The 25,081-nt window shown below is 60.6% G+C and carries 19 protein-coding genes and 3 tRNA genes; 18 read left to right on the top strand and 4 right to left on the bottom strand.

The window, feature by feature from the left end:
* The first annotated feature begins 213 nt into the window (after nucleotides 1-213).
* Nucleotides 214-1,191, top strand: a complete 978-nt coding sequence (epmA, locus tag FHU12_RS19955; RefSeq protein WP_141971353.1) for an elongation factor P--(R)-beta-lysine ligase — start codon at nucleotides 214-216, stop codon at nucleotides 1,189-1,191.
* Between the two features lie 67 nt (nucleotides 1,192-1,258).
* On the opposite strand, the gene mscM is transcribed toward epmA, so the two are convergent.
* The 3 genes from mscM to rsgA form a co-directional block, all read right to left on the bottom strand.
* Nucleotides 1,259-4,606, bottom strand: a complete 3,348-nt coding sequence (gene mscM / locus FHU12_RS19950; protein WP_141971351.1) for a miniconductance mechanosensitive channel MscM — start codon at nucleotides 4,604-4,606, stop codon at nucleotides 1,259-1,261.
* A 13-nt stretch (nucleotides 4,607-4,619) separates the two neighbouring features.
* Nucleotides 4,620-5,513: an archaetidylserine decarboxylase gene (gene asd / locus FHU12_RS19945; RefSeq protein ID WP_141971349.1), complete on the bottom strand. Its 894-nt coding sequence runs from the start codon at nucleotides 5,511-5,513 to the stop codon at nucleotides 4,620-4,622.
* Nucleotides 5,514-5,589: 76 nt separating this feature from the next.
* A complete protein-coding gene (rsgA, locus tag FHU12_RS19940; protein ID WP_004929686.1) occupies nucleotides 5,590-6,639 on the bottom strand; it encodes a small ribosomal subunit biogenesis GTPase RsgA in 1,050 nt (349 codons plus the stop codon).
* Nucleotides 6,640-6,884: 245 nt separating this feature from the next.
* On the opposite strand from rsgA, the gene orn reads away from it, so the two are divergent.
* From orn to FHU12_RS19920, 4 genes are all read left to right on the top strand, one after another.
* A complete protein-coding gene (gene orn, locus FHU12_RS19935; protein WP_033636776.1) occupies nucleotides 6,885-7,430 on the top strand; it encodes an oligoribonuclease in 546 nt (181 codons plus the stop codon).
* Nucleotides 7,431-7,622: 192 nt separating this feature from the next.
* Nucleotides 7,623-7,698, top strand: a tRNA-Gly gene (locus tag FHU12_RS19930).
* A 66-nt stretch (nucleotides 7,699-7,764) separates the two neighbouring features.
* Nucleotides 7,765-7,840 (top strand) — tRNA-Gly (locus FHU12_RS19925).
* A gap of 54 nt (nucleotides 7,841-7,894) precedes the next feature.
* Nucleotides 7,895-7,970: transfer RNA gene (locus tag FHU12_RS19920), tRNA-Gly, on the top strand.
* 311 nt (nucleotides 7,971-8,281) lie between these two features.
* Here the strand turns inward: FHU12_RS19920 and queG are convergent.
* On the bottom strand, nucleotides 8,282-9,421 hold the full coding sequence (gene queG / locus FHU12_RS19915; protein ID WP_141971347.1) for a tRNA epoxyqueuosine(34) reductase QueG: 1,140 nt from the start codon (nucleotides 9,419-9,421) through the stop codon (nucleotides 8,282-8,284).
* On the opposite strand from queG, the gene nnr reads away from it, so the two are divergent.
* From nnr to rnr, 13 genes are all read left to right on the top strand, one after another.
* On the top strand, nucleotides 9,420-10,934 hold the full coding sequence (gene nnr / locus FHU12_RS19910; protein WP_141971346.1) for a bifunctional ADP-dependent NAD(P)H-hydrate dehydratase/NAD(P)H-hydrate epimerase: 1,515 nt from the start codon (nucleotides 9,420-9,422) through the stop codon (nucleotides 10,932-10,934). The genes queG and nnr overlap by 2 nt on opposite strands.
* A 10-nt stretch (nucleotides 10,935-10,944) precedes the next feature.
* Complete coding sequence (gene tsaE / locus FHU12_RS19905) at nucleotides 10,945-11,415, top strand: tRNA (adenosine(37)-N6)-threonylcarbamoyltransferase complex ATPase subunit type 1 TsaE (RefSeq protein WP_141971344.1); 471 nt, start codon at nucleotides 10,945-10,947, stop codon at nucleotides 11,413-11,415.
* 7 nt (nucleotides 11,416-11,422) lie between these two features.
* Entirely contained in the window at nucleotides 11,423-13,219 is a 1,797-nt protein-coding gene (gene amiB, locus FHU12_RS19900; RefSeq protein WP_141971342.1) for an N-acetylmuramoyl-L-alanine amidase AmiB, read from the top strand.
* A gap of 22 nt (nucleotides 13,220-13,241) precedes the next feature.
* Nucleotides 13,242-15,125 (top strand): DNA mismatch repair endonuclease MutL, encoded by a 1,884-nt coding sequence (mutL, locus tag FHU12_RS19895; RefSeq protein ID WP_141971341.1) that lies wholly within the window; start codon nucleotides 13,242-13,244, stop codon nucleotides 15,123-15,125.
* Complete coding sequence (miaA, locus tag FHU12_RS19890) at nucleotides 15,118-16,059, top strand: tRNA (adenosine(37)-N6)-dimethylallyltransferase MiaA (protein WP_141971339.1); 942 nt, start codon at nucleotides 15,118-15,120, stop codon at nucleotides 16,057-16,059. Before mutL ends, miaA begins: the two co-directional genes overlap by 8 nt.
* Before the next feature lie 114 nt (nucleotides 16,060-16,173).
* A complete protein-coding gene (gene hfq / locus FHU12_RS19885; protein ID WP_089196439.1) occupies nucleotides 16,174-16,482 on the top strand; it encodes an RNA chaperone Hfq in 309 nt (102 codons plus the stop codon).
* A 98-nt stretch (nucleotides 16,483-16,580) separates the two neighbouring features.
* On the top strand, nucleotides 16,581-17,861 hold the full coding sequence (gene hflX, locus FHU12_RS19880) for a ribosome rescue GTPase HflX (protein ID WP_004933675.1): 1,281 nt from the start codon (nucleotides 16,581-16,583) through the stop codon (nucleotides 17,859-17,861).
* 68 nt (nucleotides 17,862-17,929) lie between these two features.
* Nucleotides 17,930-19,180 carry an FtsH protease activity modulator HflK gene (gene hflK / locus FHU12_RS19875; protein ID WP_033636782.1) on the top strand — a complete coding sequence of 417 codons (1,251 nt, stop codon included), beginning with the start codon at nucleotides 17,930-17,932 and terminating at the stop codon, nucleotides 19,178-19,180.
* A 3-nt stretch (nucleotides 19,181-19,183) separates the two neighbouring features.
* Nucleotides 19,184-20,188, top strand: coding sequence for a protease modulator HflC (gene hflC / locus FHU12_RS19870; protein WP_004933669.1), 1,005 nt, complete (start codon nucleotides 19,184-19,186; stop codon nucleotides 20,186-20,188).
* A 61-nt stretch (nucleotides 20,189-20,249) separates the two neighbouring features.
* The gene (locus FHU12_RS19865; protein WP_004933666.1) at nucleotides 20,250-20,450 is read left to right on the top strand and encodes a DUF2065 domain-containing protein; all 201 of its coding nucleotides are present in this window, start codon (nucleotides 20,250-20,252) and stop codon (nucleotides 20,448-20,450) included.
* A 98-nt stretch (nucleotides 20,451-20,548) separates the two neighbouring features.
* Nucleotides 20,549-21,847, top strand: coding sequence for an adenylosuccinate synthase (locus FHU12_RS19860; RefSeq protein WP_025159583.1), 1,299 nt, complete (start codon nucleotides 20,549-20,551; stop codon nucleotides 21,845-21,847).
* A 233-nt stretch (nucleotides 21,848-22,080) separates the two neighbouring features.
* Complete coding sequence (nsrR, locus tag FHU12_RS19855) at nucleotides 22,081-22,506, top strand: nitric oxide-sensing transcriptional repressor NsrR (protein ID WP_141971336.1); 426 nt, start codon at nucleotides 22,081-22,083, stop codon at nucleotides 22,504-22,506.
* 59 nt (nucleotides 22,507-22,565) lie between these two features.
* The gene (rnr, locus tag FHU12_RS19850) at nucleotides 22,566-25,040 is read left to right on the top strand and encodes a ribonuclease R (protein ID WP_049205727.1); all 2,475 of its coding nucleotides are present in this window, start codon (nucleotides 22,566-22,568) and stop codon (nucleotides 25,038-25,040) included.
* The last annotated feature ends 41 nt before the right edge of the window (nucleotides 25,041-25,081 follow it).

Raw genomic sequence — 25,081 nt, 5'->3', positions numbered from 1 at the left:
ATTTGATGTGATCGATTGTTTTGTCGATTAACGCTCGACCAACAGGCTTGCCTGTTTTTTTGCGCGTTTGGCCTGCTTTACCCTTTTTAACGCGCTTTTGCCGCCCATTTATCGGAAATTGGCGTTATGGACGGTTGCGTATCGTGAAGAATTTGTTTGGCTGCAAGGATGCGAGTAGACTGCATCCCCTGTTTGATTTCGGAGTTAATTACCATGAGCGAAACGGCAAGCTGGCAGCCTAGTGCACCCATCGCCAATTTGTTGAAACGCGCAGCGATTCTGGCTGAGATCCGGCGTTTCTTCGCCGATCGTGGCGTGCTGGAAGTTGAGACGCCCACCATGAGCCAGGCGACGGTCACCGACGTTCACCTGTTCCCGTTCGAGACACGTTTCGTCGGGCCGGGGGCGGCAGAGGGCCTGACGCTATACATGATGACCAGCCCGGAATATCACATGAAGCGCCTGTTGGCGGCGGGCAGCGGCCCGATCTACCAAATGGGGCGCAGCTTCCGCAATGAAGAAGCCGGGCGACATCACAACCCGGAATTCACCATGCTGGAGTGGTACCGTCCGCACTACGACATGTATCGCCTGATGAACGAGGTGGACGATCTGCTGCAACAGGTGCTGGACTGCGAGAGCGCGGAGACCCTGTCTTATCAGCAGGCGTTCCTGCGCCATCTGGACATCGATCCGCTGTCGGCGGAGAAGGCACAGCTGCGCGAAGCGGCGGCCAAACTCGATCTGAGCAATATCGCCGATACTGAAGAAGATCGCGATACGCTGCTGCAGCTGCTGTTCACCGTGGGCGTGGAGCCGCATATCGGCCGTGAAAAACCGGCGTTCGTTTACCACTTCCCGGCCAGCCAGGCGGCGCTGGCGGAGATCAGCACCGAAGACCACCGCGTGGCGGAGCGTTTCGAGGTGTACTTCAAGGGCATAGAGCTGGCGAACGGTTTCCGCGAGCTGACCGACGGCCGTGAGCAACAGCAGCGTTTCGAGCAGGACAACGGCAAGCGCGCGGAGCGCGGCCTGCCGCAGCAGCCGATCGACTACAACCTGTTGGCGGCGTTGCAGCACGGCATGCCGGAATGTTCCGGCGTGGCGCTGGGCGTGGATCGCCTGGTGATGCTGGCGCTGGGCGCCGAGAGCCTGAGCGACGTGTTGGCCTTCCCGGTCGGGATCGCCTGAGTTTCAGGCGGTGAGAAAAGCAAAAAGGGTCGGCATTTGCCGACCCTTTTTTTATCGCGAGAACCGCTTACAGGCCCCCGGCGTCGCGCTTGGTGTTCGGTGCCGGCGTGGACGGCGGCGTGCGGCCGTTATTGGTCAGCCGCGACAGCGTCTCGGTGCGCACCTGGAACGGCGGGTACGGCAGCGTAATGCCGTGCTCGCGGTAGCCCGCCAGGATCAGCTGGTGGATCTCGTGGCGCAGCGGCATACGGTGGCCCATCTCGGCAGCGTAAATACGCATCTCGAAGATCTGGATACCTTGCTGCAGATCGACCAGGTAAACCTCCGGCGCCGGATTATCCAGCACCAGCGCGCAGCGCTCGGCGGCGTTCATCAGGATCTTGGTCACCTCTTCGCTGTTGGCTTCACCCGGCGCCGGTACGGTCAGCACCACACGGGTCAGGTTATCCGACAACGACCAGTTGACGAATTGCTCGGTGATGAAGGCTTTGTTCGGCACGATGATCTCTTTGCGGTCCCAGTCCGAGATGGTGGTGGCGCGGGTGTTGATCTTGGTGACGGTGCCGGTCAGGTTGCGGATCGTCACGGTGTCGCCGATGCGGATCGGTTTCTCGAACAGGATGATCAGGCCGGAGATGAAGTTGGAGAAGATCTCCTGCATGCCGAAGCCCAACCCCAGACTGAGCGCGGTAACCACCCACTGCAGTTTCGACCATTCGATGCCGATCCAGGCGAAGCTGAGCACCGCGCCGAACACCAGCAGCAGGTACTTGGTGATGGTGGTGATGGCGTAGCCGGTACCCGGCGTCAGATCCAGGTGCTGCAGCACCGCCAGCTCCAGCAGCGCCGGCAGGTTGCGCACCAGCTGCATGGTGATGATCAACACCAGAATGGCGATCAGGACCGCGCCGAGGGTGATCGGATGGGCGGTTTCCACGCCGTTCACCGTCGAGGTTACGTCCCACAGCGAGATGTTTTCCAGGAAGGCGAACGCGGAGTGGATCTCCGACCACAGTACGATCACCGACACCAGCGCGATCAGCGTCAGGATCGAACGCACCAGCCGCAGCGACTGGGCGCTGATGGTGTCCAGATCGAAGTCCGAATCGTCCGGATCGATGGATCCTTCGGTGCTGTTCGGGGTGTGCGAGGTTTCGTCTTCGCCGCGGGCACGCTGGGCCAGGATATCTGCACGGCGCTGTTTGGCGCGATCGAAGGCGATGCGCCGCCGCTGGATCAACATCCAACGGCGGATGATGTGGTAGACAACCAGCAGCAGGAACCAGATTGCCACCGAGGTCTCCAGGCGCGCCAACAGCGCCTGCGCGGTGGTGAGGTAACCGACGGTCGAGGCCAGCGCCGCTAACAGCGGCGCCGACAGCAGCAGCCCCCAGAAGGCGCTGTTGAGCATGTTGTCGCCGGAGCCGTTTTTATCCAGATACAGCGGGATGCCGGCACGTTTCAGGCTGTGGGTGACCAGCGCCAGCGCCAGACACAGCAGGATGAAGCACAGCCGCCCCAGGGTGTTGGCGAACTCGCGCTCTTTCAGGCTATCGAAGGTGATCAACGCCATGATCAGCGGCACGATCAGCCAGATCGACATCTTGTAGTAGCGCATGGCGCGCGAAACCTGCTTCGCCGGCCAGCGGAAGTGCACGATGAACAACCCCTGCGGGTGGGCGAAGGCGGCGCAGATCATGCAGATCCACAGGATCGGCAGCGTGGCGGTTACCCCTTTGCCGATCGCTTCCGCCACTGGGTAGTTCCAGGCGCTCTGCAGGCCGTAGCCGAGCGCGGCCCACAGTACCGGCAGCGGCATCGCCACCAGAATCGACCAGAACACGGTGCGCACCGTCAGGAAGAATTCGTCCTGCGTCACCTTGCCGACGCGGCTGCTGGCGCGCTCGAGGAAGGCGTGGTAGTGCTTGCGTGAGCTGATGCTGAAAATCACCAGCAGCAGGGCGCCGAAGATTGGGATCAGCGTTTCGCGGCTGGTCACCATCATCATGAAGGCGCCGCCGAGCTGCGACAACGTGTCCAGCGACAGGACGCGCGTCAGATCGTGCGCCACGTTGAGCGGATAAGAGAAGTTGATCGGATTGACGTCCGGCACCCAGAACAGATAGCGGTGGGTGGCGTCGCGAATTTCGTTCAACGCTTCGATCAGCTGGGTGTTGGCCACCTTCAGCTTGGTCAGCTCGAGGATTTGGGTGTCGCAACCGGACAGCAGTGAGTTGAGCAGCTCGCGCTGGGTGCGCAGCTGGGCATCGACGATGCGTTGTTCCTGGTTGGTCAGCGCGCTGCCGTCGTCGCGTTTGAACTCGCGCTGCGACAGTTTTTCCAGCTGGCTTTCAAACTGCAGGCGCTGTACGCGCAGCTGGGCCATGTCGCCGTCCAGCTGTTGCGGTTTGGGCATTTCCGGCAGCGTCGCGACCTGGGCGCGCAGGGTTTCCCCCAGCGCCGACGACGAACCGAGCCACTGGGCCTGTTCGATGATGGTGCTCAGGGCCTGGCGCACCTGCAGCGTCTGCGCCGCCGCCTGCCGCTGCTGCGATGAAATCAGATCCATGCGCTGCGCCTGGCTGTTCAGCGCGGCGGACAGTTCGCGGTTGATCTGCAGCTGTTGGCTGAGGCTTTTTGGCAAGTCGCCGTTCTGCTCGGCCAGCTGCTCGGTTTTTTCCAGCGCCAGTTCCGCTTCGCGTTGGCGCTGGGCGTTGAGGTTGTTGCGCAGCGCCTGCAGCTGAACGTCTATTTTCTCGTGGCGCTTTTTATAGACCTCGGCGCGCATGCGCGCCAGCTCCTGACGGTTGTTGGCCGACAGCTGCGCCAGCTCCAGCTCGTCCACTTTGGCTTTGCGCGCCGCGGCTTCGGTCTGCAGCAGAGCCAGGGCGGCCTGCGCGTACGGGGTGGTTGGGTTGGCGGGCTGCGCCTGCAGACGGCGCTGCACTTCGGTCAGCGCGCGGCGGGCGTCGGTCTGTTGCTGTGGCAGCTGGCCGAGCGAATCGCTGATTTCCCGCGTGCGATCCTGCTCTTGCTGCAGCAGGCGCGCCTGTTCCAGCAGCAGGCTGCTGGTTTGCAGGATCTGCTGTTCCAGCTCGGCGGCCGGCAGATCGTCGCCGTTCGGCAGGATCTTGTTGCTTTCCAGCACCAGCTGACGGCGCAGCTCCTGCGTCATCTTCGGGAAATCGTCGATCACTCTCTGATACTGCTCGGAGCGAGTCTGCGACTCTTTACGCTCCGTCAGCCAGTTAAGGGCGCTTTGCAGCGCCTCGGTGGTCTCCGCCTGATTCGGCGCGTTTTTGCTGCTTTCCGCCTGCTTCAGCTCCTGTTTGAGCTGGTTTTCGGTCGGCACGGGGGCGGCCAGCGCCGGTTGCCACAGCAGGCAACCGAGCAAAAGCGTGATGATCAGGCGCACGGCGTCGATTCCTTTAGAGCGGGGTCTGTGGTGTTTCAGCGGCGGCCGGGATTTCGGCGAAGGCCTCACCCATGCGGGTGACGGTGCCGTTATGCAGCTGCGGCGCAAACTGCACGCTGCCTGCGGTAAACAGGTTGATCACCGTGGAGCCGAGTTTGAAACGGCCCATCTCGGCGCCTTTTTCCAGCGCGATGGCGCCTTCTTCACCGGCGGCCGGGTAGGTCCAGCGCTTGATGATGCCTTCGCGCGGCGGTGTGACGGTACCGGCCCAGACGGTTTCGATGCTGCCGACGATGGTGGCGCCGACCAGGATTTGCACCATCGGTCCGATGTCGGTGTCGAACACGCAGATCACGCGCTCGTTGCGCGCGAACAGGTTAGGCACGTTGGCGGCGGTGAGCGGGTTGACCGAAAACAGATCGCCCGGCACATAGATCATTTCACGCAGCACGCCGGCGCACGGCATGTGCACGCGGTGGTAATCGCGCGGCGCCAGATAGGTAGTGGCGAACAGGCCGTTGCGGAACGGCTCGGCCAACAGGTAGTTGCCGGCCAGCAGCGCTTCCAGGCTGTAGTGGTGGCCTTTGGCCTGGAAGATTTGATCCTCGCGGATCGGGCCGAGCTGGCTGATGGCGCCATCGGCAGGCAGCGCCAGCCAGTTGGCGTCGGCGATGATCGGGCGGGCGCCGTCGCGCAGCGGGCGCACGAAGAAGTCGTTGAAGGTGGCGTAAGACGCCAGGTCCGGATTTTGCGCTTCCTGCATGTCCACGCGGTAGAAGCGGGCGAAGGCCTTGACCACCAGTTGGGTCAGCCAGCCGGCCCGTTTGTCGGCGCCCCAGCCCGCCAGGCGGGTCAGCGCCAGCTTCGGCAGCCAATATTGCAATTTAATCTTGATGCTATCCAGCACGTTAACCTCGTGAATCAGGGTAAAGGGCGCGCATTGTAACGAGGGCTCCGCCGTCGTCAATGCCCGCCCGTCAGTGTCAGTCTGCGGCGTCCGTGAAGTTCTTGCGAACCTTCACCTGCGCCATGCTTTCCAGAATGCGGTGATAGTTGTCGAAACGCTCTTCCGCGATATCGCCTTTCTCCATCGCCGCGCGGATGGCGCAGCCGGGATCGGTATCGTGGCGGCAGTCGCGGAATTTGCAACCGCCTAAATAATCACGGAATTCGACAAATCCTCGGGTAATTTGTTCCGGTTCCAGATGCCACAGGCCAAACTCGCGTACCCCCGGAGAGTCGATCACGTCGCCGCCGTGCTGGAAATGGTACAGCCGCGCGGCGGTGGTGGTATGTTGCCCGAGGCCCGATACGTCGGAAACCTGATTTACCAGAATTTGCTCTTCGGACGGCGGCAGCAGCGCGTTCAGCAGGCTGGATTTACCGACCCCCGATTGGCCGGCGAAGATGCTGATACGCCCGGCCAGCGCCTGTTCGAATTCCGCCATGCCTTCCCGCGTCTGGCTGGAGACTTCCAGCACCCGGTAGCCAATCTTGCGATAGATATCCATCATGCCGTCGACCAGCTTGCGCGCTTCGGCGTCCAGCAGGTCAATTTTGTTGAGCACGATCAGCGGCTCGACTTCGAGCGTTTCGCAGGCCACCAGATAGCGGTCGATGATGTTCAGCGACAGCTCGGGCAGGATTGCCGACACGATGACGATCTGATTGATATTGGCGGCGATCGGTTTCACGCCGTCGTAGAAGTCCGGGCGCGTCAGCACCGAGGTGCGCTCGTGCACCGCTTCCACGATGCCCTTCACCCCTTCATGGGTGCCCAGGCCGGGGCGCCACACCACGCGATCGCCGGTGACCAGCGAACGCAGCGTGCGGCGGATATTGCAGCGGTGCTGAGTGCCATCCGGCGCCTCAACGTCGGCGTGCATGCCGAAACGGCTGATGACGACGCCTTCCTGCGGCTCGCCCAGCTGGGAATCATCCGGTTCCGGTTTGTTATCAGCGCGCTTCAGACGGCGCTGATGGTTCGCCTGCACGCGGCGTTGCTGACCTTTGGACAGTTTGTTCTTACTCACTGCGCCTCACTTGAATCGGTTTTATACCTTTACGTATACGCACAGCTGCGGCGGGGGACTTGCCCCGGGCACAGCCTTGAACCCATCAGGGTATATGTCGCCGATGGCGACCAAAAAGACTATGATACACGCTATTTTATATTAAATAACCGTTGTTAGCCGCCGGCTGCGGCGCGTCGCCACCGGCGGCGCCCGTCGTCTCGTCCGCACAGCGTTTTTCTCTCGGCTTTTAGGCAGGAAACATCATGACAGGAAACGAAAATAACCTGATTTGGATCGATTTGGAGATGACCGGGCTGGATCCCGAGCGTGACCGCATTATCGAGATCGCCACGCTGGTCACCGACGCCAACCTGAACATCCTGGCGGAAGGGCCGGTGATCGCTGTGCACCAATCCGACGAACAGCTGGCCTTGATGGACGAGTGGAACGTGCGCACCCATACCGGCAGCGGGCTGGTGGAGCGGGTGAAAGCCAGCCGTCAGGACGATCGCGCCGCTGAGCTGGAAACGATAGCCTTCCTGCAGCAGTGGGTACCGGCCGGCAAATCGCCGATCTGCGGCAACAGCGTGGGTCAGGACCGCCGTTTCCTGTTCCGCTATATGCCGGAGCTGGAGGCCTACTTCCATTACCGCTATCTGGACGTCAGCACGCTGAAGGAGTTGGCGCGCCGTTGGAAGCCGGAAATTCTCGCCGGCTTTAAGAAGCAGGGCACCCATCAGGCGCTGGACGACATCCGCGAATCGGTGGCCGAACTGGCTTATTACCGCGAACATTTCATTCAGCTTTAAGGCGATGACGGCCCCTGCGGGGAAAAAACGCCGTTTTTAGCCGCTTAATTCGCCAATCTGGCGCTTTAATCGGCAATCAAACAAAAATCGCGTTTTTTTGCTTTCAGGGGCTTGCGACAAAAAGGATTTCTCGTATAATGCGCACCCCGTACCGATGAAGAATTTCGTAACGTTCCACCATCGATACGCCGGGCGGGAATAGCTCAGTTGGTAGAGCACGACCTTGCCAAGGTCGGGGTCGCGAGTTCGAGTCTCGTTTCCCGCTCCAAATTCAACAATGTCGCGATGCGGCATGATGAATAAATAAAGCAGTATCAAGCAGTACCTATGCGACGCGGGAATAGCTCAGTTGGTAGAGCGCAACCTTGCCAAGGTTGAGGTCGCGAGTTCGAGCCTCGTTTCCCGCTCCAAAAATTCAAAGGTCACGCCAGTGTTTGGTGGCCGGATGCCAAAAGCATCTCAATGCGGGAATAGCTCAGTTGGTAGAGCACGACCTTGCCAAGGTCGGGGTCGCGAGTTCGAGTCTCGTTTCCCGCTCCAATTTTCTCTTCGTTTCAAACTCAAATCCAACGCCTTATCCGGCGCGGGTTTTTGTCCCGTTTTACATACCTGGTAAAAACGTTGTGAACAGAGTTATCCACAGCCTCTGTACATAAACCCGCCTGCCTGAAAAATCAACGTCATACAAATTAAATATTTATCTATTTGATTTATAAGTCTATTTATTTATCCCAAAACGTTATGCCGATCACTTGCTCTTTTTGTTGCAGTTGAAAGACAACGTGTTTTTATTTTTATGCACAAATCCACAGAGTGAGGCATCCGCTGAGATGGCTGCGCGGCGCACGCCGTCAGGCGTCCCTCGGCAAACCTTTTTCCACAGCCCGTATCAGTCGTTTTTTCTGCGTCGTCTGCACCTCGATGCTCTGTGCTTCGCGGCGGGCGAGCTGTTGCGCCAGCGCCCAGTGGATATGTTCGTCCAGCATGGCGTCCTGGCCCAATCGCGCGCGCAGCGCGAGCACAATGCCGTCCCCATAGGGCGCATTGCCCAGCGCCACGGCGATATTGCGCAGCCAGCGCAGGTGGCCGATGCGGCGTATTGCCGAGCCTTCGGTGATGCGCAGAAATTTTTCTTCCGTCCAGTTGAACAGATCGAGCAGCTGCGGCGCATGCAGCGCGGCGCGGGGGCTGAAATCGTCTTCGTCGGTGAGCTGCGAAAAGCGGTTCCACGGGCAGATCAGCTGGCAGTCGTCGCAGCCGTAGATGCGGTTGCCGAGCAGCGGCCGGAATTCCTCCGGGATCGCGCCTTCCAACTCGATGGTCAGGTAGGAGATGCAGCGCCGGGCGTCGACGGTATAGGGGGCGACGATGGCGCCGGTCGGGCAGGTGGTGATGCAGGCGACGCAGCGGCCGCACTGCTCTTCCTGCGGCTGATCCACCGGCAGCGGCAAATCGATCAGTAACTCGCCGAGGAAAAACCACGACCCGGCTTCACGGTTGAGAATTAGTGAGTGTTTACCAACCCAGCCGATGCCCGCCTTGGCGGCCAGCGCGCGCTCCATCACCGGTGCAGAATCGACAAAAGGGCGGAAATTCAGTTCGCCGCAGTATTCCTGGATCTGATCGCCCAGCTTTTTCAGGCGCTGGCGCAACAGTTTGTGGTAGTCGCGCCCCAGCGCGTAGCGGCTGACGTAACCCAGCTGCGGATTTTGCAAGGTACTGGCAAAGGCCGCCTTGGCCGGCAGGTAGTTCATGCGCACGCTGATCACCCGCAGCGTGCCCGGCAACAGTTCGTGAGGGCGTGCGCGCAGCATGCCGTGGCGCGCCATCCATTCCATCTCGCCGTGGTACTGTTTATCGAGCCAGGCCTGCAGTTTCGGCTCTTCGAGACTCAGGTCGGTATCACAGATGCCAACCTGTTGGAATCCTAGCGATTGCCCCCATTGCTTGATATGTTGGGCGAGTTGATGGAGATCGAGGGGGTGCGTCATGACGGGCCACAGTGAAAAAGCATACGCTGACAGTTTACCACACTCTGTTTGGCCTGCGGATTGGATCCGTTGTTCGGAACCCGCGGCGGCGGCCTCGCTCGGTCTTTCTCTTTACGATTTGATGCAGCGCGCTGGTCAGGCGGCCTACGCATTGGCGCGCAACGCGTACCCGTCCCGCGACCATTGGCTGGTGCTGTGCGGCCATGGCAACAACGGCGGCGACGGCTATGTGGTGGCGCGCCTGGCGAAGGCGGCGGGCCTGCAGGTGACGCTGATCGCCTGCGAAGGTGCACGGCCTTTGCCGCCGGAAGCCGCAGCTGCCCGCGAGGCCTGGCTGGCTGCCGGCGGTGATATTCTGCCGGCGAACAGCCGCTGGCCGGCCTCTGTCTCTCTGATTATCGACGGCCTGTTAGGCACTGGCCTGGGCAGCGCGCCGCGTGCGCCTTATGACGCGCTGATCGAGGCCGCCAACCGCCATTCGGCGCCGGTGGTCGCGCTCGATATCCCGTCCGGCCTGCTGGCGGAAAGCGGCGCGGTGCCGGGCGCGGCCGTGCGCGCTGCGCACACCGTCACGTTCATCGGCCTCAAACCGGGATTGCTGACCGGGCAGGCACGCGACTGGGTCGGGCAACTTCATCAGAATGCGCTAGGCTTATCGGGGTGGCTGGCGAAGCAACCGGAGCAGATTCAGCGGCTTACCGCCGAGGCGTTGCCGCGCTGGCTGCATCCGCGCCGCCCCTGCGCCCATAAGGGCGAGCATGGCCGCCTGCTGTTGGTGGGTGGCGACCGCGGATTCGGCGGCGCCATTCGCATGGCGGCGGAAGCGGCGCTGCGCAGCGGGGCGGGATTGGTGCGAGTGCTTACTCACATTGAGCACGTCGCACCGCTGCTGGCGGCCCGGCCGGAGCTGATGGCGCAGGCGCTGGACGAGGCGACGCTGCGGCAGGCGATGCAGTGGGCGGATGTGCTGGTGATTGGCCCGGGGCTGGGCCAGGCTGAATGGGGCAAAAACGCCTTGAACGTGCTGCAAACCAGCGATAAACCGGCCTTGTGGGACGCCGATGCGCTGAACTTGCTGGCATTAAATCCCGAGAAACGGCAGAATCGCGTGATGACTCCGCATCCTGGAGAGGCGGCGCGGCTGTTGAGCTGCAGCACTGCTGACATCGAGAGTGATCGCTTACTTGCCGTGCGCAAGCTGACGGCGCGCTACGGCGGCGTGGCGGTGCTGAAAGGCGCCGGTACGCTGATCGCCGATGAGCAGGGGCAGATGGCGATCGCCGACGTCGGCAACGCCGGTATGGCCTCCGGCGGCATGGGCGATGTGCTGTCGGGGATCATCGGCGGTTTGCTGGCGCAAAAGCTCCCGCTGTATGATGCCGCCTGTGCGGGCTGCGTCGTACACGGCGCGGCCGGCGATCGCGTAGCGGAAAGACAAGGAACAAGAGGCATGTTGGCGACCGATTTACTGCCGGACATCCTTCATTTCGTTAACCCTGAGTGGGCAAAATAGACTTTATCGAATGAAAGAACTCGTTTTACCTCTGCCGGACGAGGCAGCGACTGTCGCTTTGGGCACCACTTTGGCCAAGGCCTGCGATCGCGCCAGCGTCATCTATCTCTACGGCGACCTGGGCGCCGGTAAAACCACCTTCAGCCGTGGCTTCCTGCAGGCGTTGGGGCATCAGGGCAACGTCAAAAGCCCGACCTACACGTTGGTGGAGCCCTATGCCTTGCAGCCGCTGGCGGTGTATCACTTCGATCTGTATCGCCTGGCCGATCCGGAAGAGCTTGAATTCATGGGCATTCGCGATTATTTCGCGCAAGACGCCATCTGCCTGGTCGAATGGCCGCAGCAGGGTACCGGCGTGCTGCCGGAGCCGGATCTGGCGCTGCATCTTCGCTATCAGGGCGAGGGGCGAGAGGCGAAGATCGAGGCGATTTCCGCTTACGGCAGCCAGCTGTTAGACCGCATTCATGGATCACAGGGATGATGCTGCAATGACGCACGTGTTGAAAAAATTTGCGGTCATCATGCTGATCGCCGTGCTGGGGCCGCTCGGCGCGCTGAACGCGCTGGCGGCATCCTCGCTGTCCGATATCAAAGTGTCCAACGCCCAGCGTGAAGCGACGGTGTCGGTGAGCTTCAATGGCCCGCCGGACTACGCATTTTTCCCGCTGCACGGCCCGGATCGCGTGGTGCTGGACGTTAACCAGAAGGGCAAGGTCGGCGGCCTGCCGCTCAATTTCAGCGGCCAAAACCTGGTAAAAAGCATTCGCTCCAGCGCGCCGAAAGACGCTCAGAGCGTTCGCCTGGTGTTTGATCTGACCCAGCGCGCCAAAACCCGCGTCTCCACCCGCCAGAACGGCAACGTGCATACCGTGGTGTTCACCATTACGGCCGAAGGCAGTGCCAATACGGTGGTGCGCAAGGCGCCGGTGCAAACGCCTGCGCCGGCCACGGTCAGCCAGCCACCGCGTCAGGCGCCGGTCGCAGTGCGTGAAGCGCCGGAGCCGCCGCTGCGCAAAGCGCCGACCGGATCGAATCCCTTTACCAATAAACAGACCGTGGTCGCAGGCACCGCTACAGAGGTCACGCCGCGCAGCAGCCGCGTTTCCGCCGGTTCCGGCGATCGGGTGGTGGTGGCGATTGACGCCGGCCACGGCGGCCAGGATCCGGGCGCCATTGGCCCGAGCGGGCTGAAAGAAAAGAATGTCACCATCGCCATCGCGCGCCGCCTGCAGGCGATGCTGGACGCCGATCCGCAGTTCAAACCGGTGCTGACGCGTAACGGCGACTACTTCATCTCGGTGATGGGGCGTTCCGACGTGGCGCGCAAACAGGGTGCCAACGTGCTGGTCTCCATCCACGCCGATGCCGCGCCAAACCGCAGCGCCAGCGGGGCTTCCGTCTGGGTGCTGTCTAACCGCCGCGCCAACAGCGAAATGGCCGGCTGGCTGGAACAGCATGAGAAGCAGTCCGAGCTGCTCGGCGGCGCCGGCGATCTGCTGGCCAACAGCCAGGCCGATCCTTATCTGAGCCAGGCGGTGCTGGATCTGCAGTTCGGCCACTCGCAACGCGTCGGGTACGATGTGGCGGTGAAGGTGCTGCAGCAGCTGCAGAGCGTCGGATCGTTGCATAAACGCCGGCCTGAACACGCGAGTCTGGGCGTGCTGCGCTCGCCGGATATCCCCTCGCTGCTGGTGGAAACCGGATTTATCAGTAATAGCACGGAGGAGCGGCTGCTGGGCAGTAGCGCGTATCAGGAGAAGATTGCCAAGGCCATTCATAACGGCCTGCGCAGCTACTTCCTGGCGCATCCGTTGCAAGCCGACCCAAAGGTGGAAAACCGACCGCTGGACGTCGCAGCGGCGGTTAACACCTCAACACCAGACGTGCGCCAGCCGGAGCCTATCGTGAGCTCGGCCGGCGCGAGCCGCAGCGTAAGCGGCAAGACTCAGATCCACGTGGTGAAACGGGCGGAGACGCTGTCCGGCATCGCCGACAGCTACGGCACGACCATGGCGGCGCTGCGGGATCTGAACAAACTGAAAAAAGACGGCGTGTGGGTCGGGCAACGTCTGAAGGTGCCGGCGGGGAAAACCGCCGCCGTCACCGCCGTCGCCAAGGCGAAAACGCCGGCGAAGAAGCCGTCTAAACATAAAGTGGCCCGCGGGGATACGCTGTCCTCCATCGCTTCCCGCTACGGGGTTAGCGTCGGCGATCTGAAACGGGTCAATAATCTGAAGTCGGACGTCGCGCCGCTGGATCGGACGCTGACCATTCCGCAGGCCTAGCGCCACCGCTACAGGAGTCAGCATGCCTATCCAGGTGTTACCGCCACAGCTCGCCAACCAGATCGCCGCCGGAGAGGTGGTTGAACGCCCCGCGTCGGTCGTCAAAGAGCTGGTGGAAAACAGTCTGGACGCCGGCGCAACGCGCATCGATATCGACATTGAACGCGGCGGCGCCAAGCTGATCCGCATTCGCGACAACGGCTGCGGCATCGGCAAGGACGATTTGGCGCTGGCGCTGGCGCGGCACGCCACCAGTAAAATCAGCACGCTCGATGACCTGGAAGCGATCGTCAGCCTCGGTTTTCGCGGCGAAGCGCTGGCCAGTATCAGCTCGGTTTCCCGTTTGACCCTGACGTCGCGCACCGCCGAGCAAAGCGAGGCGTGGCAAGCCTATGCCGAAGGGCGCGAGCAGGCGGTGACGGTCAAACCCGCCGCGCATCCGGTCGGTAGCACGCTGGAAGTGCTGGATCTGTTTTACAACACCCCGGCGCGCCGCAAGTTCATGCGCACCGAGAAAACCGAATTTGGCCATATCGATGAAGTGGTACGGCGCATCGCGCTGGCGCGTTTCGATGTGGCGATCAACCTCAGCCACAACGGCAAACTGATCCGCCAGTACCGGGCGGCGAAAGAAGAGAGCCAGCACGAGCGCCGTTTGGGCAGCATCTGCGGCCCGGCGTTTTTGCAGCATGCGCTGAATATCGACTGGCAACACGGCGATCTGAGCATCCGCGGCTGGGTGGCGGATCCGGCCGGGGCGCGCCAGCTGGGTGAAATGCAGTACTGCTACGTCAACTGTCGCATGATGCGCGATCGCTTGATCAATCACGCCATTCGTCAGGCCTATCAGGATCAGCTGAAGGACGATCAGCAGCCCGCTTACGTGCTGTATCTGGAGGTCGATCCGCACCAGGTGGACGTCAACGTTCATCCCGCCAAGCACGAGGTGCGTTTCCATCAGGCGCGGCTGGTGCACGATTTTATCTACCAGGCGGTAACCACCGTGCTGCAACAGGCCGGCCAGACGCCGGCGTTGCCGCTGGCGGAAACGCCTGACGAAGCGCCGGCGCCGGTCTGGCAGCCGGAAAACCGCGTCGCCGCCGGCGGCAACCATTTTTCTCAGCCTGCGCCGCGTCGCGAAACGCCGCCACCGGCCGGCGTCGCCCGCGAGCGCGCCCCCCAGCAGGGCTGGCAAGCGGCGGGCGGTTATCAGAAACGCGAAGGCGAGCTGTACGGGAAACTGATGCGGCCCGCCGCCGAGCCGCAGGAAGAGGCCGCGCCGGAAGTGTCGAGCAAGCCACCGCTGTTCCCGCCGGCGAAAGCCGCAGCGGAAACGCCGTTGGCGAGCGGCCAGCACAGTTTTGGCCGGGTGCTGATGATTCATCCGCCGTGCTACGCGTTGCTTGAACAGCGCCAGCAGCCGGCGTTGCTCAACCTGACGGTGGCGGAACGCTGGCTGCGCCAGGCGCAGCTCAATCCGCCGGCGGAAGGGCTGCGGCCGCAGCCGCTGCTGATTCCGATCAAGCTGACGTTGGATAAGCGTGAAGCAGCGGCCATCGCGCGGCATCAGACGCTGTTGGCGGCGATGGGGCTGGATCTGCAGACGGATCACGGCCGTGTGACGCTGCGCGCAGTGCCTTTACCATTACGCCAACAAAATTTACAAAAACTGATACCTGAACTGTTAGGCTATCTGGCCGAACATCAGGAGATGTCGCCCGCGGTGTTGGCCACCTGGCTCGCTCGTCGTCTTGGCAGCGAACATGAACAGTGGAACACCTCGCAAGCGATACAATTGCTGACCGACGTTGAACGACTTTGCCCGCAGCTGGTCAAGTCGCCACCGAGCGGACTTTTACAACCCGTTGATTTACAGGCCGCACTGGTGGCCCTCAAGCATGACTGAAACTGAAATGACATCACGTCCCCCGGCTATTTTCATTATGGGGCCGACCGCCTCGGGCAAGACCGCGCTGGCGATCGCGCTGCGCGAACGCCTGCCGGTGGAACTGATCAGCGTCGATTCCGCGCTGATTTATCGCGGCATGGATATCGGCACCGCCAAGCCAAGCGCCGAAGAATTGGCGCAGGCGCCGCATCGGCTGATCGATATCCGCGATCCCGCCGAAGCCTACTCGGCAGCGGAGTTTCGCGCTGACGCGCTGAAAGAGATGGCCGACATCACCGCCGCCGGCCGTATTCCGCTGTTGGTGGGCGGCACCATGTTGTATTTTAAGGCGTTGCTGGAAGGATTGTCGCCGCTGCCGTCCGCCGATCCCGCAGTGCGCGAGCGCATTGAACGGCAAGCGGCGGAGCAGGGTTGGGAGGCGTTGCACCGTCAGTTACAGGCGATCGATCCCGTCGCGGCAGTGAGAATTCATCCGAATGATCCGCAGAGACTGTCTAGAGCACTGGAAGTTTTTTTTATTTCGGGTAAAACTTTAACGGAACTGACTCAAATTTCGGGTGAATCGTTACCGTATCAAGTTCACCAATTTGCGATAGCGCCGACCAGCCGTGAGTTGATCCATCAACGCATCGAGCTGCGGTACCATCAAATGTTGGCGGCGGGTTTTGAGACGGAAGCGCGTGCACTTTTCGCACGGGGTGATTTGCATACGGACTTGCCCTCCATTCGCTGTGTCGGTTACCGCCAGATGTGGTCATATTTGTCTGGTGAAATTAGTTACGATGAGATGGTTTATCGTGGTATTTGCGCAACACGTCAGTTGGCTAAACGTCAGATGACCTGGTTACGGGGTTGGGAGTCGGTCCATTGGTTGGACAGTGAAAAGCCGGGAGAGGCTTTGGACTCGGTGACACAGGTTGTTAGTGCATAGGTTGGGTGATTGTGTACAATTGCTGAGTATTCAGCGCGCAAATTTTTTACGTCGTTTATTTTAGAGCCGACAGGTTCTTAGTTACAAACAACAAGCAAATAAGGAAAAGATAGAATGGCTAAGGGGCAATCTTTGCAAGATCCGTTCCTGAACGCATTGCGTCGTGAACGTGTTCCGGTTTCTATTTATTTGGTGAATGGTATTAAGCTGCAAGGCCAGATTGAGTCTTTTGACCAGTTTGTCATCCTGTTGAAGAACACGGTTAGCCAGATGGTGTACAAGCACGCTATCTCTACCGTTGTCCCGTCACGCCCGGTTTCGCATCACAGCAACAACCCGAGCGGCGGTTCAAGCAACTATCACCATGGTAGCAATCCGTCTGCGCAGCAACAGCCGCAGCAGGAAAGCGATGACGCTGAATAAAGCGCGTTGCAAGTCAACCATGACGGGGAGCATAAGCAGCCGCGGGCTGTTTATGTCCCCCAAACTCACGGTGAGTGTCCGTTTGAGAGGTTGCACGCTTGTTTGACCGTTATGAAGCCGGTGAGCAGGCCGTACTGGTTCATATCTATTTCTCGCAAGACAAAGATACGGAAGACCTCAACGAGTTCGAATCGTTGGTCTCCTCAGCCGGTGTCGAAGCTTTGCAAGTGGTGACTGGTAGCCGCAAAGCCCCGCATCCGAAGTACTTTGTCGGCGAAGGAAAGGCCGAAGAAATTGCAGATGCGGTGAAAGCCAGCGGCGCGTCTGTTGTCCTGTTTGATCATTCCCTTTCCCCGGCGCAGGAAAGAAACCTCGAGCGCCTGTGCGAATGCCGGGTGATCGATCGCACCGGGCTGATTTTAGACATCTTCGCCCAGCGTGCCCGCACCCATGAAGGTAAGCTGCAGGTGGAGCTGGCGCAGCTGCGTCACATCGCCACGCGTCTGGTACGCGGCTGGACGCACCTGGAGCGGCAAAAAGGGGGGATTGGCCTGCGTGGGCCGGGGGAAACCCAGCTTGAGACCGACCGTCGCCTGTTACGCGATCGCATCAGCTTGATTCTGCGCCGCCTGGAGCGGGTAGAAAAGCAGCGTGAACAAGGCAGACGCGCGCGGACCCGCGCCGATGTGCCGACCGTATCGCTGGTGGGCTACACCAACGCCGGCAAATCCACCCTGTTTAACCGAATAACGTCTGCCGAGGTGTATGCGGCGGACCAGCTATTTGCCACCCTGGATCCTACGTTGCGGCGCATTGACGTGCCGGACGTGGGGGATACCGTGTTGGCGGATACCGTAGGCTTTATCCGGCACCTGCCGCACGATCTGGTGGCCGCCTTCAAGGCGACGCTGCAGGAAACGCGCCAGGCATCTCTGCTGCTGCACGTCATCGATGCCGCAGATCCGCGCGTCGATGAGAACATCGAAGCGGTGAACACCGTGCTGGCGGAGATAGACTCGGATGAAATCCCTACACTGTTAGTGATGAACAAAATAGATATGCTGGACGATTTTGTGCCGCGTATCGACCGCAACGACGAAAACCTGCCGATCCGGGTGTGGCTGTCCGCCGCCAGCGGAGAGGGTATTCCGTTGCTGTATCAGGCGTTGACGGAGCGCTTATCGGGGGAGATCGCGCATTACGAATTGCGCTTACCGCCACGGGCAGGCCGTCTTCGCAGCCGTTTTTACCAGCTTCAGGCGATTGAAAAAGAGTGGAACGAAGAGGACGGCAGCATTGGCGTGGTGGTGCGAATGCCGATCGTCGAATGGCGTCGTCTCTGCAAGCAAGAACAGGACCTGATTGACTTTATCGTATGATCATATCCTGTTACATTTATGCTTCGCGAAAGCCTGAAGTACCCAATCACAGAATATGGAGCTAAAACATGGCGTGGAATCAGCCCGGTAATAACGGACAGGACCGCGACCCGTGGGGGAGCAGCAATAACAATGGCGGCAACTCTGGCGGTAACAACAAAGGCGGTCGTGATCAAGGGCCACCTGATTTGGACGATATCTTCCGCAAACTGAGCAAGAAATTGAGCGGTTTCGGCGGGGGCAAGGGCTCCAACAGCAATAGCGGCGGCACCGGCACCTCTGGTCCGGGCTTCAGCGGCCGCATTATCGGTATCGCGGCGGTTGCCGTGGTGGTGATCTGGGCCGCCAGTGGCTTCTACACCATCAAGGAAGCCGAGCGCGGCGTCGTGACGCGTTTCGGCAAGTTCAGCCACCTGGTGCAGCCGGGCCTGAACTGGAAGCCGACCTTCATCGACGACGTGCGTCCGGTGAACGTGGAATCCGTGCGTGAGCTGGCGGCGTCCGGCGTGATGCTGACCTCCGATGAGAACGTGGTGCGCGTGGAAATGAACGTGCAGTACCGCGTGACCAACCCGGAAGCGTACCTGTTCAGCGTCGTCAATGCCGACGACAGCCTGAGCCAGGCGACCGACAGCGCCCTGCGCGGCGTGATCGGCAAATACTCGATGGACCGCATCCTGACCGAAGGCCGTACCGTGGTGCGTAACGATACGCAGCGCATGCTGGAAGAGACCATTCGTCCTTACAACATGGGCATCACGCTGCTGGACGTCAACTTCCAGGCGGCGCGTCCACCGGAAGAGGTGAAGGCGTCGTTCGACGATGCGATCGCCGCGCGTGAGAACGAGCAGCAATACATCCGTGAAGCGGAAGCTTACGCCAACGAAGTTCAGCCGCGTGCGAACGGCCAGGCGCAGCGTCTGCTGGAAGACTCCAAGGCTTATAAAGACCGTACCGTCCTGGAAGCTCAGGGTGAGGTGGCGCGCTTTGCCAAGCTGTTGCCGGAATACAAGTCCGCTCCGCAGATCACCCGCGAGCGTCTGTATATCGAAACCATGGAAAAAGTGCTGGGCCATACCCGTAAGGTGTTGGTGAGCGACAAAGGCAACAACCTGATGGTGCTGCCGCTGGATCAGATGCTGCGCGGTCAAGGCGCGGCGCCGGAGAGCGGCAACAAGGATACCAGCCTGATTCGCCTCAATCCGAATCCTGCGCCGGCTGCCAACAGCAGCGCTCCGCGTACCAGCGGCGGTTCGATTATGGATCAGCGCCGGGCGAATGCGCAGCGTGACGACACCACTCGCGTAGGGAGAGAGTAATCAATGCGTAAGTCTTTTGTAGTTATTGTCCTCGCGGTGCTGGTGGTGCTGTACGCTTCGCTGTTCGTGGTGCAGGAAGGCCAGCGCGGCATCGTGCTGCGCTTCGGCAAGGTTCTGCGCGACGGTGAAAACAAGCCGCTGGTGTATGCGCCGGGTCTGCACCTCAAGATCCCGTTCATCGAGACCGTGAAGAACCTGGATGCGCGTATTCAGACCATGGATAACCAGGCCGATCGCTTCGTGACCAGCGAGAAGAAAGACCTGATCGTCGATTCCTATCTGAAGTGGCGTATCAGCGACTTCAGCCGTTACTATCTGGCGACCGGCGGCGGCGACGTCTCCCAGGCCGAAGTGCTGCTGAAACGCAAGTTCAGCGACCGTCTGCGTTCCGAAATCGGCCGCCTGGACGTGAAAGACATCGTGACCGACTCGCGCGGCAAGCTGATGTCTGACGTGCGTGACGCGCTGAACACCGGCACCGTGGGTGACGGCGAAGAAGTGGCGACCACCGAAGCCGATGACGCTATCGCTTCTGCAGCGGCGCGCGTTGAGCGGGAAACCACCGGCAAACAGCCACAGGTGAACCCGAACAGCATGGCGGCGTTGGGCATCGAAGTGATCGACGTGCGTATCAAGCAGATCAACCTGCCGGCCGAAGTCTCCGACGCCATCTACCAGCGTATGCGCGCCGAGCGTGAAGCGGTAGCCCGTCGTCTGCGCTCGCAGGGCCAGGAAGAAGCCGAGAAGCTGCGCGCCAGCGCGGACTACGAAGTGACTCGTACCCTGGCGGAAGCCGAGCGTCAGGCGCGTATCACCCGCGGTGAAGGCGATGCCGAAGCGGCTAAACTGTTCGCCAACGCGTTCAGCCAGGATCCGGACTTCTATGCCTTTATCCGCAGCCTGCGTGCCTATGAAGCCAGCTTCAAGGACAACCAGGACGTGCTGGTACTGAGCCCGGACAGCGATTTCTTCCGCTACATGAAGTCGCCTGATACCCTGCGCAAATAAGCGGCAGGCAATCTGACCGAGGGCCCGTTTACGCGGGCCCTTTCTCGTTTTTGGGGGATGCATGAACTCAACGATTTGGCTGGCGCTCGGGCTGGTTCTGGTACTGGAAGGATTAGGGCCGATGCTGTTTCCGCAGGCCTGGCGCAAAATGATTGTGGCGATGTCGCAGTTGCCGGACGCGACGCTGCGGCGATTTGGCGGTGGAATAGTGGTTGCGGGCTGCGTGATCTACTACATGTTGAGCGGCCGCACGGGTCTTTAAAGTCTAGCCCAAAATTTATGCAATCGTATGCTAAAAGTGCTGAAAATCGAAAATTACGGTGGTAGAATCCATTTTTAAGCAATCGGTGATTTTGAAAAATGGGTAAGAACGTCGTCGTACTGGGCACCCAATGGGGTGACGAAGGTAAAGGCAAGGTTGTAGACCTGCTGACTGAACGGGCTCAATATGTTGTGCGCTACCAAGGTGGCCATAACGCTGGCCACACTCTGGTAATCAACGGTGAAAAAACCGTCCTTCATTTAATTCCTTCAGGTATTCTGCGTGAAAACGTCACCAGCATCATCGGCAACGGTGTTGTTCTGGCGCCGGACGCATTGATGAAAGAAATGGGTGAACTCGAAGCGCGTGGCATCCCGGTACGCGAACGTCTGTTACTCTCTGAAGCTTGCCCGCTGATCCTGCCTTACCACGTTGCGTTGGATAACGCGCGTGAGAAAGCGCGCGGCGCGAAAGCGATCGGCACCACCGGTCGCGGCATCGGCCCGGCTTACGAAGATAAAGTGGCTCGTCGCGGCCTGCGCGTTGGCGACCTGTTCAACAAAGAAACCTTCGCCGTTAAGCTGAAAGAGATCGTCGATTACCACAACTTCCAGCTGGTCAACTACTACAAAGTTGAAGCCGTCGATTATCAAGCAACGCTGGACTACGTACTGTCTATCGCCGACATCCTGACCGCCATGGTGGTTGACGTTTCCGAACTGCTGGACGGCGCGCGCAAGCGTGGCGACCTGATCATGTTCGAAGGCGCTCAGGGCACCCTGCTGGATATCGACCACGGTACTTACCCGTACGTGACCTCTTCCAACACCACCGCCGGCGGCGTGGCTACCGGTTCCGGCATCGGCCCGCGTTATGTGGACTACGTGCTGGGCATCGTGAAAGCCTACTCCACTCGCGTGGGTGCAGGCCCGTTCCCAACCGAACTGTTCGATGAAACCGGCGAGTACCTGTGCAAGCAGGGTAACGAGTTCGGCGCCACCACCGGCCGTCGTCGTCGTACCGGCTGGCTGGACGCGGTAGCGGTGCGTCGTGCCGTGCAGATCAACTCCCTGTCCGGCTTCTGCCTGACCAAACTGGACGTCCTGGACGGCCTGAAAGAAGTGAAGATCTGCGTGGGCTACCGCATGCCGGACGGCCGCGAAGTGGACACCACTCCGCTGGCGGCTGAAGGCTGGGAAGGCATTGAGCCTATCTACGAAACCATGCCGGGCTGGAGCGAAACCACCTTTGGCGTGAAAGAGCACAGCAAGCTGCCTCAGGCTGCGCTGAACTACATCAAGCGCATCGAAGAAGTGACCGGCGTACCGGTAGACATCATCTCTACTGGCCCGGACCGCAGCGAAACCATGATCCTGCGCGACCCGTTCGACGCATAATCAGGCTTTGCGGCAGTAAACAAACCGGGCGAGTCCCGGTTTGTTTTTATCCTGACTCCCTCCGATTGCGGTTTCACGTCAAAAAATCCTTTCATAAACCCGCCTTAGGGCGCGGGATTCGCTAAATAATTAGCGACGAACTCTCCGGCTGGTTTATTATCCAATGAGTAATCTTTTGAATAGCGCCGAAAAGCGGCGTATCAGACGGGTAAAATGATACCCAGAGGTAAGATGTGCAGTTAACAAGTTTTACTGATTATGGCCTGCGGGCGTTGATCTATATGGCCTCGTTGCCGCAGGACAAAATGACCAGTATCTCGGAAGTGACCGAGGTTTATGGCGTGTCTCGTAACCATATGGTGAAGATCATCAATCAGTTGAGCCGGGTAGGTTTTGTCACGGCGGTGCGCGGCAAGCATGGCGGCATCCGTTTGGGCAAACCGGCCGAGAGCATTCGCCTCGGCGACGTGGTGCGGGCGTTGGAGCCGCTTGCGCTGGTTAACTGCAGCAGCGATTTTTGCCACATCACCCCTGCCTGCCGATTGAAGCAGGTGCTCCAACAGGGCGTACAGAATTTCCTTGAAGAGCTGGATAAGCATACGTTGGCCGACATGGTCGAAGACAATCCGCCGCTCTACAAGCTATTGCTTGTCGAATAAAACGACGTTGAGAAGACAAGGCTCAACGTCATCCTGCTGATGACAACGGAGGAACCGCAATGTCACAAGATCCATTCCTGGAACGAGAAGCAGAAAAATACGAATCCCCCATCCCCAGCCGTGAATATATCCTGGCCCATTTGGCGAAACGAGAAACGCCGGCCAGCCGCGAAGAACTGGGCAACGAACTGGGCCTCAGCGGTGAAGAGCAGCTGGAAGCGCTGCGCCGCCGCCTGCGCGCCATGGAGCGCGATGGCCAGTTAGTGTTCACCCGCCGCCAGTGCTACGCGCTGCCGGAACGTTTGGATCTGCTGCGCGGCACGGTGATCGGCCACCGCGACGGCTACGGCTTCCTGCGCGTTGAAGGCAGCAAAGACGATCTGTACCTGTCTGCCGAACAGATGAAAATGGCGATCCACGGTGACGTGGTGCTGGCGCAGGCCTTGGGCGCAGACCGCAAAGGGCGCCGCGAAGCGCGCATCGTGCGCGTGTTGGTGCCGAAAACCAGCCAGATTGTCGGCCGCTTCTTCATGGACGCCGGTACCGGCTTCGTGGTGCCGGACGACAGCCGTCTGAGCTTCGATATTCTGATCCCGGCGGACAGCGTCAGCGGCGCACGCATGGGCTTTATGGTGGTGGTGGAGCTGACTCAGCGTCCGACCCGTCGCACCAAGGCGGTCGGCAAGATCGTCGAGATCCTCGGCGACAAGATGGGCACCAGCATGGCGGTGGATATCGCGCTGCGCACCCATGAGATCCCGCATACCTGGCCGCCGCAGGTGGAAAAGCAGGTGGCCGATCTCAGCGAGCAGGTGCCGGAAGCGGCCAAGAAGGGCCGCGTCGATCTGCGCAAGCTGCCGTTGGTCACCATCGACGGTGAAGACGCACGCGACTTCGATGACGCCGTATACTGCGAGAAAAAGCGCGGCGGCGGCTGGCGCCTGTGGGTCGCGATCGCCGACGTCAGTTACTACGTGCGCCCGCGCACCGCGCTGGACGACGAAGCGCGCAGCCGCGGCAACTCGGTGTATTTCCCGTCGCAGGTGATCCCGATGCTGCCGGAAGTGCTGTCCAACGGGCTGTGCTCGCTGAACCCACAGGTCGATCGCCTGTGCATGGTGTGCGAGATGACCATCTCCGCCCAGGGGCGCCTGTCCACGGCCAAATTCTACGAGGCGGTGATGAGCTCTCACGCCCGCCTGACCTACAACAAGGTGTGGCACATTCTGCAGGGCGATCAGGAGCTGCGCGAGCATTACCACCCGCTGGTCAAGCACCTGGAAGAGCTGCACGCCATGTACAAGGTGCTGGATAAGGCGCGCGCCGAGCGCGGCGGCATCGCGTTTGAAACCGAAGAAGCCAAGTTCATCTTCAACGCCGAACGCCGCATCGAGCGCGTGGAGCCGACGGTGCGCAACGACGCCCACAAGCTGATCGAAGAGTGCATGATCATGGCCAACGTGGCGGCCGCGCGCTTCGTCGAGAAACGCAACGAGCCGGCGCTGTACCGCGTGCACGATCGTCCGAGCGACGACCACATCTCTGCGCTGCGCAGCGTGCTGAGCGAGCTGGGGCTGACGCTGGGCGGCGGCAACAAGCCGCAGCCGAAGGACTATGCGGTGTTGATGGATGAAGTGTCCGAGCGCCCTGACCACGAAATGCTGCAAACCATGCTGCTGCGTTCGATGAAGCAGGCGATTTACGATCCGGAAAACCGCGGCCACTTCGGCCTGGCGCTAGCGTCTTACGGCCACTTCACCTCGCCGATCCGCCGTTATCCGGATCTGGCGCTTCACCGTGCGATCAAATACCAGCTGGCTAAAGAACACGGCGAGCCGAAAGAGCGCTGGACGCCGACCGGCGGCTGGCACAGCGAATTCGAAGAGATGCTGCAGCTGGGCGAGCACTGTTCGATGACCGAGCGCCGCGCGGACGAAGCGACGCGCAACGTCGCCGACTGGCTGAAGTGCGACTTCATGCAGGATCACGTCGGTGAAGTGTTCAGCGGCATCATCTCCAGCGTGACCGGCTTCGGCTTCTTCGTGCGCCTGAACGATCTGTTCATCGACGGGCTGGTGCACGTATCAACGCTGGATAATGATTACTATCGCTACGATAATATCGGCCAGCGCCTGATCGGCGAGTCTTCCGGCACGGTCTATCGCCTGGGGGATACGGTGGAGATCCGCGTGGATGCGGTGCATATGGACGAGCGCAAGATCGACTTCGCGTTGGTATCCAGCACCCGCAAAGCGCGCGGTGAAGGCAAAACCGAGCGCGATCGCGCCAAGAAGGGCGGCCAGCGCACGCTGCGCGACAGCGGCAACGCGGGGCGCGGCAAGCGCCGCGGCGGCAAACCGCCGGCTAACTTCGAACCGGACAGCGCCTTCCGCAAGCAGGATGACGCCAAGCCCGCGGACAACGTGAAGAAGGCGAAGAAGAAAGCCAAGAAAGCGTCCGACAAAACGCGGAAAATCGCGGCGGCGACCAAAGCCAAACGCGCAGCCAAGAAGAAAGGTGCCGAGCAGGCTTAACCTGCCGCACATCGTTACCATCGGCCGGTTATCGCCGGCCG

It is taken from the genome of Serratia marcescens (assembly GCF_006715005.1).
GTDB lineage: Bacteria > Pseudomonadota > Gammaproteobacteria > Enterobacterales > Enterobacteriaceae > Serratia > Serratia montpellierensis.
This window is presented reverse-complemented; position numbering and strand designations above follow the sequence as displayed.